The sequence below is a fragment of the Jiulongibacter sp. NS-SX5 genome, from assembly GCF_052828545.1.
Genome location: NZ_CM128248.1, coordinates 545,026 through 560,744 on the forward strand (window position 1 = coordinate 545,026; position 15,719 = coordinate 560,744).

At 39.4% G+C, this 15,719-nt stretch carries 12 protein-coding genes; 4 read left to right on the forward strand and 8 right to left on the reverse strand.

From position 1 onward, the window contains the following. Nucleotide 1: 1 nt before the first annotated feature. The 3 genes from ACUXV0_RS02275 to ACUXV0_RS02285 all read right to left on the reverse strand — a co-directional run bounded on the left by ACUXV0_RS02275 (nucleotide 2) and on the right by ACUXV0_RS02285 (nucleotide 2,682). Nucleotides 2-850 carry an MBL fold metallo-hydrolase gene (locus ACUXV0_RS02275; protein ID WP_446191440.1) on the reverse strand — a complete coding sequence of 283 codons (849 nt, stop codon included), beginning with the start codon at nucleotides 848-850 and terminating at the stop codon, nucleotides 2-4. Nucleotides 851-951: 101 nt separating this feature from the next. Beyond that, entirely contained in the window at nucleotides 952-2,259 is a 1,308-nt protein-coding gene (locus ACUXV0_RS02280; protein WP_446191441.1) for an FAD-dependent oxidoreductase, read from the reverse strand. Between the two features lie 132 nt (nucleotides 2,260-2,391). Then, on the reverse strand, nucleotides 2,392-2,682 hold the full coding sequence (locus tag ACUXV0_RS02285) for a rhodanese-like domain-containing protein (RefSeq protein WP_446191442.1): 291 nt from the start codon (nucleotides 2,680-2,682) through the stop codon (nucleotides 2,392-2,394). Nucleotides 2,683-2,933: 251 nt separating this feature from the next. On the opposite strand from ACUXV0_RS02285, the gene ACUXV0_RS02290 reads away from it, so the two are divergent. Both ACUXV0_RS02290 and ACUXV0_RS02295 read left to right on the forward strand, forming a co-directional pair. Then, complete coding sequence (locus ACUXV0_RS02290) at nucleotides 2,934-3,218, forward strand: RNA recognition motif domain-containing protein (protein ID WP_446191443.1); 285 nt, start codon at nucleotides 2,934-2,936, stop codon at nucleotides 3,216-3,218. A 91-nt stretch (nucleotides 3,219-3,309) separates the two neighbouring features. Next, the gene (locus ACUXV0_RS02295; RefSeq protein ID WP_446191444.1) at nucleotides 3,310-3,762 is read left to right on the forward strand and encodes an FKBP-type peptidyl-prolyl cis-trans isomerase; all 453 of its coding nucleotides are present in this window, start codon (nucleotides 3,310-3,312) and stop codon (nucleotides 3,760-3,762) included. Here the strand turns inward: ACUXV0_RS02295 and ACUXV0_RS02300 are convergent, their stop codons facing one another. The 3 genes from ACUXV0_RS02300 to ACUXV0_RS02310 all read right to left on the reverse strand — a co-directional run bounded on the left by ACUXV0_RS02300 (nucleotide 3,763) and on the right by ACUXV0_RS02310 (nucleotide 8,445). Beyond that, nucleotides 3,763-5,490 carry an FAD/NAD(P)-binding protein gene (locus ACUXV0_RS02300; protein ID WP_446191445.1) on the reverse strand — a complete coding sequence of 576 codons (1,728 nt, stop codon included), beginning with the start codon at nucleotides 5,488-5,490 and terminating at the stop codon, nucleotides 3,763-3,765. Nucleotides 5,491-5,599: 109 nt separating this feature from the next. Further along, entirely contained in the window at nucleotides 5,600-7,093 is a 1,494-nt protein-coding gene (locus ACUXV0_RS02305) for a 4Fe-4S binding protein (RefSeq protein WP_446191446.1), read from the reverse strand. 23 nt (nucleotides 7,094-7,116) lie between these two features. Then, the gene (locus ACUXV0_RS02310; RefSeq protein ID WP_446191447.1) at nucleotides 7,117-8,445 is read right to left on the reverse strand and encodes an NAD(P)/FAD-dependent oxidoreductase; all 1,329 of its coding nucleotides are present in this window, start codon (nucleotides 8,443-8,445) and stop codon (nucleotides 7,117-7,119) included. A gap of 177 nt (nucleotides 8,446-8,622) precedes the next feature. Here ACUXV0_RS02310 and ACUXV0_RS02315 point away from each other — a divergent pair, with 177 nt between their 5' ends. Both ACUXV0_RS02315 and ACUXV0_RS02320 read left to right on the forward strand, forming a co-directional pair. Then, nucleotides 8,623-9,735 carry a DUF4249 family protein gene (locus ACUXV0_RS02315; protein WP_446191448.1) on the forward strand — a complete coding sequence of 371 codons (1,113 nt, stop codon included), beginning with the start codon at nucleotides 8,623-8,625 and terminating at the stop codon, nucleotides 9,733-9,735. A gap of 2 nt (nucleotides 9,736-9,737) precedes the next feature. Beyond that, complete coding sequence (locus ACUXV0_RS02320) at nucleotides 9,738-12,125, forward strand: TonB-dependent receptor (protein ID WP_446191449.1); 2,388 nt, start codon at nucleotides 9,738-9,740, stop codon at nucleotides 12,123-12,125. A gap of 37 nt (nucleotides 12,126-12,162) precedes the next feature. Here the strand turns inward: ACUXV0_RS02320 and ACUXV0_RS02325 are convergent, their stop codons facing one another. Both ACUXV0_RS02325 and ACUXV0_RS02330 read right to left on the reverse strand, forming a co-directional pair. Further along, on the reverse strand, nucleotides 12,163-12,879 hold the full coding sequence (locus ACUXV0_RS02325; protein ID WP_446191450.1) for a 3-keto-disaccharide hydrolase: 717 nt from the start codon (nucleotides 12,877-12,879) through the stop codon (nucleotides 12,163-12,165). A 58-nt stretch (nucleotides 12,880-12,937) separates the two neighbouring features. Further along, nucleotides 12,938-15,685 carry a family 78 glycoside hydrolase catalytic domain gene (locus ACUXV0_RS02330; RefSeq protein ID WP_446191451.1) on the reverse strand — a complete coding sequence of 916 codons (2,748 nt, stop codon included), beginning with the start codon at nucleotides 15,683-15,685 and terminating at the stop codon, nucleotides 12,938-12,940. Nucleotides 15,686-15,719 lie beyond the last annotated feature (34 nt).

Here is a 15,719-nt window from a genome sequence, read left to right on the forward strand (position 1 = left end):
GCTAATTGAAATAATCTGTTAAAAGGCCTTCTCCATTTGGTTTATAGCCTTTTTCTGTGTGAATAATTTGAGATACCTCAAAAAAAGGATCATGATCATAATATAACAGCCAGTTTTCCTGAACAGCCTTTTCTAAGATCTTGTTTTTTTCTTTCATGGTTTCAAGCGGTCTTACATCATAACCCATTACCCAAGGAACATGAATATGAGCATGTGAAGGTATGGTGTCGGCCACGAAGAGTACCTTCTGCTTACCAACCTTTATTAAAGGCATGAGCATTTTTTCTGTATGCCCATTGGCTGTTAGTAGTTCAATTTCGGCTGGCAAATCATTTTCCTTGCCGTCAATAAACTGAAGAGCACCATGTTCTTTAATAGGTAAAAGATTCTCTTTTAGAAAAGTAGCCGCTTCTCTGGCATTAGGTTCTATAGCCCATTGCCAGTGTTCTGAATGAGTCCAGTATCTGGCATTGGGAAAGGTAAGCTGTAGCTTATCTTTTGAATCGTTCCATTGCACTGCTCCGCCAGCATGGTCAAAATGCAAATGACTTAATATGACATCTGTAATTTGATTTTCATGAAAACCTTTAGCTCTGATTGATTTGATCAGGTCGCCTTCTCCATGTCTGAAATAATAGCCTAACCATTTCTCAGATTGTTTTTTACCCATTCCTGTATCAATTAGAATGAGTCGATTCCCGATTTCAATGAGTAGGCAACGCATTTTCCAACTGCATAAATTCAGCTCGTCAGCGGGGATTTTCTTTGACCATAAAGTCTTTGGGACCACCCCAAACATAGCTCCTCCATCAAGTTTGAAATTCCCGGCATCTATTACGTGTAATTGCATTGCTCATTTTTAAGAGCTACGAAGATTTATAATCTCAAGCTCGAAAACAAGAAGGCGTCATAAAGAAAACAGCCGGTCAATGAGCCGGCTGTTTCAAAAAGTTAGACGTTTTCTCCTTTCATCATTTTGTTCCAATAGAGATAAGGGAGCATGTATTTTTTGAGCATCCAAAGCCTCCAATGTTCTTTTGAGGAGTCGGAGATGAGCATTTGTTTTAGTTTAGGATCTGGTATAAACTTGTTTTTATAATCAAACTCTGCCAGAACCATTTTACCGTACCCTGTTACCAGTGGGCAGGAAGAATAGCCATTATACGCCATACTGCCTATTCCCTGATGCTCTATTAATTTAAGGATATTATCAACTACAATAGGGACTTGTTTTCTAATCGCAGCTCCGGTTTTTGCGGTAGGTAAAGCAGCTACATCACCCAGGCCAAATATGTTTTTGAATGTATTGTGCTGCATCGTTTGATGATCCACATCAAGCCATTTGGCATCATTCACAAGTGGTGAATCTTGAATAAATTTAGGGGCGGTCTGCGGTGGTGCCAGATGGATCATATCGTAATGAATACCAAATCGACCATCTTTCATATCGACTTTGACATCCTTGTAGTTATGCTGAATACTGGCGTCAACTTTATCAGTTTTACTATCTTCTATGACCACACATCCTCCTGATTCTACTTCTTTGGTGACTTCATACCATGCAATTTTATTTTCAGCATCAATTTCTACCAACTTATGAAAGAACCTTAGGTTAATATTCTTTCTGTCAATAACCTCCATCAGGGTCTTTTTGATTTCGGGTACTGCAAAAATGGTGGTCCCCGGAGTAGCGAAAACAATATCTGTTTTATCCGCAATGCCCGTTTTTTTGAAGTGATCTTCAGCCAAGTACATGATTTTTTGAGGAGCACCCCCGCATTTTATTGGGGTGGCTGGCTGAGTAAAGAGGGCGGTTCCGCCTTTGAAGTTTTTAATGACATCCCAAGTGTGATTTGGATCGGTGTAGTTACTGCATACCACACCTTTATCTATGGATTCTTTTAAGCCAGGAATCATGTCAAAATTGTAGACTAGGCCCGGAGCCACTACCAGGAAGTCATAGGTTATGGTATTGCCACTTTTAGTTGTTACCGAGTTCTCATTTGGAGCAAAGGAAGAAGCAAAGTCCTTGATCCATTTCACACCCTTTGGCATTACTGAACTCATGGGCTTGGCGGTTTTATCGTAACTGTAAGCTCCGGCACCTACGAGAGTCCAGGCTGGTTGATAGTAATGAGTGTCGGCTGGCTCTATTAGTGCCACATCTAATGATCGATCTTTTTTTAATAATTGAGCGGCTACCATGATTCCGGCAGTGCCAGCTCCAATAATTAAAACCTGATGGTGTTCTGTTTTCATAGGGTGTTCTATTATTTGATAGCCTAAAGAAATTGAACTTTAACAGGAAAAAATGTGACAAGTATTACATAGGCATAAAAAAAGAGTCTGACTCCAAAGAAGCCAGACTCTCGTATATCAACCCTAACCTTATTAATTACTTGTACATTGAGATTGGTAAAAGTTTACATCTAGCCAGCTTCCTCCGTTCACACATTCTACGCCTTGAGCCGACAAAAACGCAGTAGCTTGTCCGCTTCTATTGCCGGAGGCACAGCATAAGATTACCGGAGCCTCCATGGTCTTAAATTCATCTACTCTGGCCGCCACTTCTCCAAGTGGGATATTTTTTGAGCCTGCCACATGCCCACCTTGGAACTCACCTAGAGTTCTTACGTCTACTATTGTTCCTTTATTTGCTTCTATAAGTTCTTGTACATTCATGTTAATTCTGTTTTGATGATTACAAATGTCGTAAGGTATTGAGTAAGAGAAAGTGACCTCTGTTACATAGACAAAAAGGCTGTTTATCAATTAATTGTTAATAATTTAAGAAAAAGTTAAGTTGATAACTGGAATAGTGTACATTTGCGGCGTAGAGTATTATTTGTTTTATAGCCTTTTGCGGAAATCCTTTCCTATAAACCTGTCAAATGGGTCCCTGCTCTCTTATTTTTTACTAATATTTTATTTTAATGAACATTTTTGTTGCAAAATTAAGCTTCAACACAGACGAATACGGTTTGAGAGAAGCATTTGAAGAGTTCGGATCAGTAGATTCAGCTAAAGTTATCATGGATCGCGAAACAGGCCGTTCAAAAGGTTTCGGTTTCGTAGAAATGGGTGATGACGCTGAAGCACAGGCTGCTATTGATGCTCTAAACCAGGCAGAGTTAGACGGAAGAACAATCGTAGTTAAAAAAGCTGAGCCTCGTGAGAATCGCGGTGGCGGCGGCGGATTTGGCGGTAGAAGATATTAATTGGTATTACCAAATTCTGATGAAAAGAGCAGGCCGGGAGGCTTGCTCTTTTTCTTTTTAGTGACATCTTTGCAAAGCACTGAAATTAATCATGAGAAAGATATCAATACTCCTTAGCTCGTTCTTGATTTTTTCCTTGACTGCTTGTGAAAAAAGCGAATTCAAAGGAAAGGAAAGTCAGCAAATACAGCAATACATTCAAAGCAAAGGTTTAACGGTAACAGAAAGCAGAGACTCTGGTCTCCAATTTATCTTGCTTGAAGAAAATCCGGCCGGTGAAAGTTTATCAACCGGAGACTACGTTAAGGTAATTTACTCTGGTCGTTTTTTAAGTGATGAGATTTTTGATGCAGGTCAATTCAGCTTTACCTTAGGAATTGGTCAGGTAGTCAAAGGTTTTGACGAAGGCATTTCGCTGATGAAAGTAGGAGAGAAGGCCACTATCATCTTTCCATCATCTCTAGGTTATGGCAATAAGAAGCAAGGGTCAATTCCTAAAAACTCTCCTTTGATTTTCAATATTGATGTGGTTGCGAAGCAATAGTTAGATTTTTTTTAGATGTCTTCTTGCTGCTTCTTTTGCCCATTGTTTTGGTCGCTCTCCGAAACACTCTAAAATAGCATCGACTCCCACTACTGTGCCTTTAGCCAGTCTTCCGAGAAGGGCAATATTTGGGATTTCATTCTCCACCTGATTTATCAGATAGGCTGTTTCTGAAGTAGAGACGCCAAGTGCATCATGAACAGGTTTTGCCAATTCACAATTGAGTAGTTCTGCAACTAATGGAGAATTAACCTTCTCAATCTGAGGTTGGTCCAGAACTGAATTTATGAGCACATCTACATTACGACTCTTACCTTCCTTTGAAATATGCCAATGATAATTCTCTAATACTACTTCAGGATTATTGGCAAAGCTAAAATCAATGAATCCAGCCTCAACTAGGGCGATTAACTGTTGAATACTGGCAACCGGCGGGCCAAAGGAATACCTCTTGGTACTCTCATCTATTTTGATGATTTCTGCTATTACCTCATCAGAACATAAACTGTAGGAAAGAGCCTTATAGATTGTTGGCTGACAGTGCTTCCAAATTTGGCCAATAGCATAATCTAGCGAAGAAGGTTGGACTCCACATGCCATTTCGGCATATAGTTTTAACAGTTCAATTATAGGTTGACTTTTCGGGACAAATAGAGGATGATCATGTTTTTGTTCTTTTAACCATTGAATTATCAAAACCTCTAGTTTCTGCTCTGCAATTGAGTTTTGCTTTTGATGAGGATGATTTTTGAATACTCGTGTTGCCAATTTTGCAAAAGCAGAGAGAAGAAACTGACTGTTTTTGGCCTTCTTTTGAGTTGCTTTATTTGATATGGATTTATCAAAAAGGTCTAATTCTTTTTGGTTTGGAAGAAAATTATCATCGATCGCCTTGTTTAATGGTTTCGGAATAGGAGGTAGGCCATCCAATGAGTAAGGCAGAATTTTAGTATTCCTTTTGGAGGATTTGAATTTCATCTTTTGAGAGGATTTATCTTCAATCTCAAATTCTCCATGCAGAGAAGCAATGGTTCTTACTACGTCAATCATTGCCAACCCCATTCCTCTGATTCCAATATTTTGAGCTGTAGAAATTGAAGGACTATTGAGATAGTTTTCTAAAGGATATGGATCCAGAATTAATTTATTGTCTATTTGATCTTCAGGTAGTTCCTGATGCCATTTTTCAAGATCCTTGTCTAGAGAAGTCGACTGATGACCGATTGTTAAAAGGGCCTCATTGACTTTATAGACTTCTCCGTTTTGACAGTTCAGTATTAATGTATTGTCTGACTGGAATTGGAGGTGCTTAACTTCTGTATCGATTAATTGGAGTACTCCTAATTCACACATAGGAGTGGCGAATGATTCAAAACGCTGAGTTAGGTATTCGCCCAATCTTGATCTCTTTATGTAATTATCTGGATCAGTTTCATTTCTATTCTCAAACCCCGCCCATTGATGATAAGAAGGGAATTTGGGGATGATTTGATCTCTTATTTGCCAAAGCGGTCTAGAGGGTAAGTCAATATTCCTTTCATTAATGTTGATCCAATTGGCGTCGGACTGTTTTGTATAGTAAACCCATCCACTACCCCATAGACCAGTAGATTCAAATGCAAGAATCTTGGTATTCTCAATAGATCCTTGAAGAATTAGTTCCTGAAAGAATTGCTCTAGAGCAAACCCGCCTCTAGGGCCACAACCGATGACTGCAAGCGTTCTCATGAAATAGTATTGGTAAGATTATCATGAGTTATAGTAAAAAACAGATGCCTTATTTCTGATCAGAGAACTGAGCAGAGTTACTGTTTCTTTTGTAGAAGTAATTCTACAATTAAATATTTCTACTCGCCTCCGGACCTGTTTCAAGGTTAAGAACACCTCTAGGACAAACGGCTGAACAAATACCGCAGCCAACACATGAGCTTCTTACGATATCTTGCCCACGTTGGGCATACCATCTTACATCTATGCCTTGTTCGCAATATGTAGAACAGTTGCCGCAGCTGATACATTGACCACCGTTTGTAGTAATTCTGAAGCGACTTTTAAAACGCTGCACTATACCTAAATAAGCAGCCAAAGGACAGCCAAACCGGCACCAAACGCGGTTACCCATTAGAGGGTAAAAGCCGGTACCTACCACTCCTGAGAATATTGAACCAATAGCAAAACCGTAATAATATCTTAGAGAGCCAGTGTCTATAAAACCAAAGATGGAGGTGTTTCCAGTAAAGTAGGTATAAAGTACCCCGGCAGTCATGACTACCGCAAAGACAAGAACGAGGTGAATTAACCAACGTTCAATCTTCCACGCCTTCAGGCTTTTATCAGATAATTGTCTGAATGGATCACCCAGAGTTTCTGCCAGACCGCCACAGCCACAAACCCAGCTACAATACCAGCGTTTGCCATAAAAGTAAGTTAGCACAGGTACGCCTACGGCAAATAAGATAATACCCCAAACAAACATAAAAATGCCCAAGGTGCCCGCTTCTATTTTCTCGTCGATTCGATAGTCAAAAAAGAAGCTATAGTCCAGCGGCCACATGTTTTTGAGATCCGCAGATGGCATGTTCAGTTTTACCAATATTTCAGGAATCATAAAGGCAAATATCAGCTGAAAGAACATTACTGATGAAGTACGAAATAGTTGATATTTATTATGTCTGTATTTGATCAGCATTCTAATGCCCATAACCAAAACCGCGATGGTGTACAGAAAACCATATAAAAACCATTGACTTGCGTTTCCTCCGTTCATCAAATTACTTAGCGGATCGAGCAGAAGAATCCAATTGGTAATAAAATGAGGAAAGAAATAGAGTAAAATGTAAAAGCCAATCAAAAGTGCCCCCAGGGTAATACCGAGCCACTTTACAGAGGTGCCGGGGTGATGAAAGATTCCATCATTTTTTATGCCGGGTAATAGTTTTAAGTCAGGTAGAATAAAGAATAAAGCTCCGAGAATGAGCATTGAAAATATGAGTCCGAATACTAGTACTTTTTGATTAGAAATCAGGCCGGTACCTGAAGCTTTTGAGAGCTGGAGTTCATAGTTTTCAAATATCTTTTGATCGTACTTCTTTTCTTTATCAAACTCAGCATTGATACTTTCCCTAGCACCTTTGATTGTTGAAGAAAATGTGAAAATATTATTGGTGGGCTTATTGAAGAGCTTTTCTAGTTCAGGTCTCAAGAGCTGCTGATGCTCCTCTTTTACTTCACTGGTGAAAATATCTTCGGTCAATTCGAAAGTATTGCCAAAGAGTGCTCCAATCCACAAGAGAAGGGAACCCACGATTAAAAATATACCTATGTTTTTCATAAAAATGCTAGCCCTGAAGAGTATTATTGAAAAATGGCCCAAAGGCCTGTTTTTTTGTTTGTTAATTTGATGTTTGTGTGGAATTGTTGATTGTATTTTGCGACAATCTCAGCTTCATGCTTTTTATAGAATTCAGGGTCAAAATTGGCTTTGCCGAGATTTCTTAAAACCTCCTCTATTGAGGTGCCCTCTTCAATCCATTTTTGACAGATCTCTTGTCTCATTCTTATCCCAAAGGTATTTATGCCCGTAAGGGCCTCGTTTTCCTTATTGAATCGGAAACGTACAAGCTTGTTTTCATCATTGCTCTGCCAGTAGAAATCTTTTTCTTCTTCACCAGCTTCAGCTGGTACTGAACCATATGTTTGGTACTCTATATCCATGAATTTGGCGGAATTATAGAAAGTGCCTGGCTGATATTTTGTTGGCGTTCCTAAAATGTTTTGGGCTACTGTTTCACCCATAATTTTTCCGGTGTACCAGATTTGCTCTAGTGGTCGCCTTCCTGGAGGTGGTGTTCTATGCTGGGCACAATCACCTAAGGCATATACGTCTGCTACAGATGTTTCCAGAAATTCATTGACCAAGATTCCTCGATCAATTTCAAGTTCGCCGGATTTCAGAAAACCTACATTAGGGCTTACACCTGCAGTCAGTCCTACAAATTGACAGTCGATCAATTCACCATCTTTGGTTTTAACAGCAGAAACGTTTCCCTGTCCGTCATCTATAATTTCATCTAATTCAGTTTCCAGCCTTAAATCAATATGATGTTCAAGAATGTGTCTATTGATCATTTCTGACTCCTGAGGTGGTAGTACATTATTCCAGAATGATTTTTCTCTCACCAGAAAGGTCACCTTCTTACCTCTAGACTTAAGCATTTCTGCCAGCTCAATTCCAATGAGACCACCACCGACTATCACGGCATTGTCAATTTCTTCTGAGTAAGACTCCAGTGCCTCAAGATCCTGGTAACTGTATAAACCTTGTACTCTTCGAAGATCCTGACCTTTCCAGCCAAATTTATTTGGAACTGATCCTGTGGCTATTATGAGCTTATCATAATTTAAAGATTCACCATTGGTGAAGTGTAGGCTCTTGGCATCAAACGAAATTCTATCTACATGTCTATTTAGTAGTTCAATTTTGTTTTTCTCCCAAAAAAAGTCATCATACGGCTTCGTATGCTCAAATTTCATATGCCCCATATAAATGTACATGAGGGCTGTTCTGGAAAAGAAATGGTCGGTCTCGGAAGAAATTACAGTGATCTGATGCTCAGAGCCTTTCCTCAAATTTCTGGCAGCCGTAATACCACTAATTCCGTTACCTATAATTGCAATATGCATACGTTTTAGTTTGACTGATCTACGAGAAACTGGCATCTGTAGATTTGTCCAATAAAATTATGTCAAAAATTGACGTTTAAATTTAATTTTTCCGTGATTTGTGTTACTTAAACCATTTATATTCTGAACTACCTAAAATTAAAAAGCTCTCGCTGGCTGCCGGGAGTATTCATCTTCATGTGGCTTATATCATGCATTGAGCCATTTGACGCAGCACTAAATCTAACAGATTCAATTCTTGTAGTAGATGGTAATCTTACTGATCAAGCAACGGGTAATTATATCAATCTAAGAAATTCAGAGCCAAGTAGCTCTACTGCTACTTCCAGTACATTTAGAGATATCAATGATGCCAAAGTATGGGTAATTGAGAACGGTCAAACACAAATTGATCTTGAATTTTTTGCTGATGGTACTTATCAGTTTCCTGAAGGATTTAAAGCAAAAGACGGCATGTCCTATCAGCTCTACTTTACATTGGCGGATGGAAGAATGTATGAATCTGATATTCAATACCTAAAAACTGTGGCACCCATTAAAAAAGTGTATCAGGAGTTTGTTTCTGAGGGTATTCAAATCAGAGACCTTTCTGCTCCCGGTCACAAATTATATCTGGATATGGATGAACCGGCAGGAAAAGGTGATGCTTATTACTGGACCTGGAAATCATTTGAAAAGCAAGATTATTGTGCCGAGTGTTTCGGTGGTAAATATTATCGCGAAACCGGTGAACCAGAAGGCTCATGCGAAACCGATCCCTTACTCGTTAGATACGGTGTTACTTTCGACTATAGATGTGAGAGAAACTGCTGGGAAATTATTTTTTCAAATGAGCTTATTGCTACCAACGATGCTTTCATTGACGGTAAAAGCCTCATAGGCAAAGAAGTGGCCGAGATTCCTTTTTATACCCGATACGGTGCAGTCATTGAATTAAAGCAACATGCAATTAACGATCAGGCTTACAAATATTTAAAGCTTTTGATTGACCAAAATCAAAATAGTGGAAGCCTGGCAGATACTCCTTCTACAGCTCTAATTGGTAATATACATTCCTTAAGCAATGAGTCTGAAAGCGTCGGAGGGTATTTCGTTTTGTCTTCTGTTTATACTGTCAATTACTTTTTGGACCGTTCTGATGGTCAAAATATTTCCAAAACTGTAGGTTTTGAAGAACGTGAGTCTAATCCTGAACCGGTGACTGCAGACACTTCAAGACCTCCTTTAGCTCCTTGTATAGAGAGCCCTACACGTACTTCAAAAGAACCTATAAACTGGATGAACAGCTAAGCATGAAAAGACTTTTATTAATTTTAATCGCTTCTTTATCAGTAGCTTCTGTTCATGCTCAAAGAGAATTTAAGTTTACAGGCGTAGTTACTGATAGTACAGATGGTGAGCCGCTTCCAGGGGCTACCGTTAGTTTGAACTTTGGTGAAATGGTGGGCTCCACTGACCTTGATGGTAAGTTTGAGTTTCTAATTCCTGCTCAGAAAATTGCAGTGGTGATTCGCTATGTGGGATATGTACCTTATCGATTTAATATTGAAGGAAAAGAAGGCTTGGAGCCAATACAGATTAAGTTGGAAAAAGTAGAAAGCCAGCTTGAGGAAGTTATCATAAAATCTGACAGATCTGATAACCTTAAACGACCTCTTTTGGGTGTGGCTTCGCTAAATATTCAAACGCTGCAGAAGATTCCTACAGCCATGGGTGAGGTGGATATACTCAGGGGTTTACAAATGCTACCCGGTGTAAGTAGCGTAGGAGAAGCCTCAAACGGAGTGAACATCAGAGGTGGAACTACAGATCAAAACCTTCTTTTGTTAGATGGTGGGCCTATTTTTAATCCAACTCACATGTTCGGCCTTTTCTCCGCCTTTCCTTCAGAGGCGGTATCTAGTTTTGACTTGTACAAAGGTACGGTGCCTGCCAGATATGGAGGGAGAGCAGCGGCTGTTTTAGACGTAACTCTAGCTCAGCCAGATCTTAATAAGTTTAAGCTTAAAGGTGGTATTTCCATGGTATCAAACAGATTAAAAATGGATGTACCTCTGATCAAAGACAAACTGGGAATCATGGTAAGCGGTAGAGCAGCTTTGAACGATTGGGCATTGCCGATTTTTGCTCAATCATTGAAAGATATCAAAGCTAAATTCTATGATAGCTCGGCTAAAATTTTCGGGAAAATCAATGAGAAGAATACAGTAACTGCCACTGCGTATTATAGTTACGATTTCTTTCAAACGGAAACACTTGGTAGTATTCAGGAAATAAATGCCACGAGTAGCCAGTACCGTTATTCTACTTTGAATTTCTCAGGTTCATGGTTCTCTGCTTTCAGTGATAATTTGAATTTGCAAACAAGCTTGGTTTCATCTCAATATGATCCTTCTATTCTTTTACCTGAGTTTGGTTCAGAGAATGTGGTAGAAATAGCCCAAAATATCAGATACAAGCAAGCTAAAACCAATCTCAATTATTATAAAGGAAAACACACCATAGAGGTAATTGCTGATGCTACTCAATATCAGCTGAATCCCGGTGAGTTAATTCCTGGAACAAGCCAGTCTGTTAATGCAGTCAAAACAGATTTGGAATATGGACTGGAATTGGGAGTAGGGATTGAAGACCAATTTGAAATCAATGATAAGATTACTTTATCTGCTGGTGTACGATACTCCAACTTTAGAAATACGGGGCCGGCTACACGACTTCTGTTTGAAGAAGGGAAGGAGAGGAGTGAAGTCTTTCTTGCAGATACTTTGACTTTTGGTAAAGGTGATGTGATTTCCAGTTATGGTGGTTTTGAGCCACGATTAGGACTTAGAATGGCTTTAGGACCTAATTCATCAGTTAAGATGGGTTATAATCTTTTGAGACAATACCTTCAGGTTATTTCTAATACCACTACGCCTATTCCTACCAGTAGATGGAAAACCTCAGACCTTTATATAAAGCCACAGGTAAGTAGTCTATACACTATTGGATTCTTTAAAGATTTAGCAAATCACATTTATGAATTCTCGGCAGAAGCGTATTACAGAAATACAGATAATATTATCGACTATAAGCCGGGTGCAAACTTCCTACTTCAAAGCTCTCCGGAAACAGAATTGCTTCAAGGGATTAACAAGTCTTACGGACTGGAGCTTATGATTCAGAAGAAAAAAGGTGAAGTGGCTGGTTGGTTAAACTATACATACTCCAGATCTTTCAATAAGGTAGATGAAGGAGATTCGTTCAATCAGCAAGTTAATTTTGGGAACTGGTACGCCGCCAATTATGACAGACCACATACATTCAATGGTTCTATAGTGATTAATCAAGGTGCTCACCATGATTTCTCATTCAATTTTACTTATTCCAGCGGGAGACCATTTACCTCACCTCAAGGTTTTATAAAGTTTGCTGAAAATACGTTTCCGTTTTACGGCGTAAGAAATAACGACAAAATTCCTGATTATCATCGCCTAGATTTTGCATGGAATATCTATAGACCAAGCATGAAAGAGAAACGATTTAATGGTAATTGGAATTTTACCGTTTATAATCTGTACGGTAGAAAGAATGCTTATTCTGTTTTCTTCAAAAATGAAAATGGAGGCTCAAAACCATATAAGTTAAGTGTTTTTGGAGCTCCAATCGTTTCGTTAGCTTATAACTTTACTTTCGAATAAAGAATAAAAGAGCCCTCACTAAGAGGGCTCTTCATTATTATATTTCTCTTACTCTTATATCTTTGAGGTATACTCGCTGACCGTGATGTTGAAACATGATGTGTCCTTCAGTATCCTTTCCAAAATTGGGGTTTTCAGAGAATTTACTATTCGATAAAAGCTCATTCATTTCTTTGCTTCCTATTTCAAATTCTACTACTTTTTGCCCATTCAGCCAGTGTTCTACATGGCCATCTTTGTGAAGTATTTTGGCTTTGTTAAATTCCCCAATTGGCTTTAACTCTTTATTCTCAGGTATTATCAAATCATATAATGAGCCTGCAGATCTTACAGCTACAGTATCATAAAAGTGTAAGTCATCGAGAATCTGGAATTCCCAGTTTTCGAGCCAGTTCGGGCTGTTACCGTTTCCGGCTTCCATGGCTTTTGTTTCCTGTACATGAATAAATACACCTGAATTTGCTGCTGTATCCACAGCCCAGCTATATTCCAGCTCAAAATCTTCAAATCTCTCTTTGGTGACTAAATCTCTATTGGCTGTATCCGGATTAGTTACTAACATCCCATTTTCCACAAGCCAAACCCCAGTTGGAAATTCTTTGATTCCATAACCCCGGAGTTGATCTGTGGACTCTCCGTCAAACAGAGTAATCCAGGCTTTTTCGGCTATCTCTAAGTTTTCGTCAGAATTGTTTGAGGTGCATCTCATCAAAAAAACAGAAGATGCAAGGCATAGTATAAATCTGATTTTCATTCTTATTACTGGTTAAATTGGTTTAGGTTTTATTAGACTTCAATATTGTACATTTCACTTACTTGGGGCTTAAAGTGAAAGAGAATTCATACTCGCCACTTTCAAGCTCAAACACGCCATTTCGAAAAGATACACTTTCACTATTCTTAATATTTTTGTTATCAATGCTAACTTTCACGTACTCCTCATAAGGAAATTCAAAACTAGCTGTACTTCCTACCGGAACTGTCAGTTTTGCATTGAAACTTGTGGCATCTTGTTTCCATGAGATTCCGGCTTTGCCAAATGGGGTTATAGTTTGGTACCTGGCATATTCTATATCTTCTACCGACATGGGTTTGAATACAATGTGTTCGTAACCCGGTTTGGATTCGTCAAAGTTTAAACCGGCTAAATGGCGATAAAACCAAACAAGACCACCTCCAAACATAGGGTGATTATGACTGCCGTTTTCGTCCCAATGTTCTCTTGAAGTAGTGCTCCCAAGTTCTATCCAATGTCCAAAACTTGGCTCGGTACGCTTATTAAGTGCTTGATAGGCCATTTCATTTAAACCATTCTCAGCCAATACCTCAAAAAAGAAGCGTGTACCAAAAATGGCAGTGTTCAGATGTCCATCATTCTTATTGATCTCATCTATTAAGCTTTCTTTCACTTGATCATATTGCTCGATGGGTAAGCCCATTTTAAGAGCAAAAATATTTGAACCATAATCTCCATAAGTACCTTTTGACTTGTCAAAGAAATGCTTTTGAAAGGCCTTTTTTATTTCAATAGCTTTTTTTGTTAATTCTGCCGCTTCCTCATTATACCCTAAAACGGAGGCCGTTTTTGCTGTAATATCTGTGCTGTACCAACAGTAAAAAGTGTGTACTAGAGCATCTTCCGGAAGGCAATCATCACATACTCCAGCCCAGTCACCGAGATTCCACCATTTGAGTGGTTCGCCATTATGTCCTTCTCTCTGACTAAACATAATACCGTCATCAGTAACCCAAGTTTGCATGTAATTCAAATACCCTTTCATGGCCTCATAGTTGTCGCTGAGCATTTGTTTGTCGCCATAATGCAAATAATACTCCCACGGTATAATGTTTATGGCCGCTCCCCATGCTACGCCACCACCGCAGCCAGGCTGCCAAGGTGCTCCATTGGGCACATATCCTGTTTCAGGGATCTGTGCTTCTCTCATATCAGCAACCCATTTCTGATAAAAAGACCGGGCGTCAAAATTATGCATGACAGTAGGACAAGCTACCTGCCCATCGCCCGTATAGCCAGATCGCTCACGGTGGGGGCAGTCGGAGGCAATACCTCCATGCATATTGTCCATTTGAGAACGTTTCCAAATGTGATTGATCTGATTGAAAAGGGGATTTGAGGACTCAAAGACTGCATTTTCCCTTACATCTGTATTGACTGCTTCAGCCGTTAGCATTTCAGGTTTTAATTCTCCCGGCCAGCCGGTTATTTCAATTCCGCTAAAGACAAACCAATTGAAACGGGGAGCATAGTTCTCCTTGCCTTTGCCACTGAAGTAATACGTATTCTCTCCAGAATATAAATTACCATTGAAAGTAACGTGTACTTTTTGACCAGCAGGACCGATTACATCATTAAATCGAACCCATCCACTAATCTCTTCCGGGAAGTGAACCTTATAGTGTCCATCTCCTAAATTTTCAATTTGAGTGGGCTGGTATCGTTTCGTTACTTTATCGGGTTCAGCTGTATGGGCTTTAAGGTCTCCAAATGGAGCTTTTCTTAAAATTACGTTTGACCAGTTGCTGTCATCAAAGTCTGCATTTGACCACTGTGGAATCTCTTTTCGGGCATCATATATTTCCCCATCATAGACCAAATCCATTAGAATTGGAGACTTTTCTGCTTTCCAGGTGGTGTCCGACTTAATAATTTCTTCAGAGCCGTCTTGGTACTTAATATGAAGCTGAGCCATGAATCGTGGTGAACCATAAGAGTGTGTCCAGAATTTGGGGGCATTATAAAAGCCATTCCCTAGTATAGCTCCTATAGCATTTTGCCCCTGTTGTAAATGGTTAGTTAAATCATAAGCCAAATAGAAAACTTTGTAGGCAGCAAATTCATCAGGAACGGAAATGTAAGCTTTTTCCAAACCAGGTCTTTTGCCATAATTGGTTTGATTTGGAACGAGTTTATCGTCACTTACAGGCTTGCCGTTTGCATAAAACTCATAATAGCCTAAACCAGTGGTGAATACTACGGCAGATTTTATCTTCTTCTTAATCTCAAAACCCTTTCTTAGGTAGGGAGCAGGAGGTGGTAGAATTTTGGTACGTTCGTTTGGCCCTCCTGGTGGTTTCGGGATCGCTTCTTCACCTTGCCACGGAGCTCCAATCCAGTCTGCCTGCCACTCACTATCATCGAGCATACCCATCTGCCAGTTGGCTGGAGTTGACCATTCTGATACCTTATCATCTTTATCCCAGGTTCTTACCTGCCACCAATATTTAACGGTTGACTCTAAAGTTTTTCCATCATACGATACACGTTGATTTTGCGATGATAACACCTTTCCGGTAGACCAGGTGTCGGCTGATTTCAGATTTTCTTGTGTTTCTGAAATTCTAATTTCGTATGCAGTCTGTTTCTGCCCTTTCTCGTTATTTTTAGCTTCATTTAACCACCCAAATCTAGGGTTTGATACATCGATTACGGGTGTTCCTGAAAGGTATTCAATCCTGAGGTCTGCAGGTTTCTTCAATTGGGCTGAAAGAAATGAGGGCAGAATACTCAATGCGAGTATAAGAGTGTTTTTGATTGGCATTATCAGTCAATAAGGAATGAAAGTTACAAAGAAT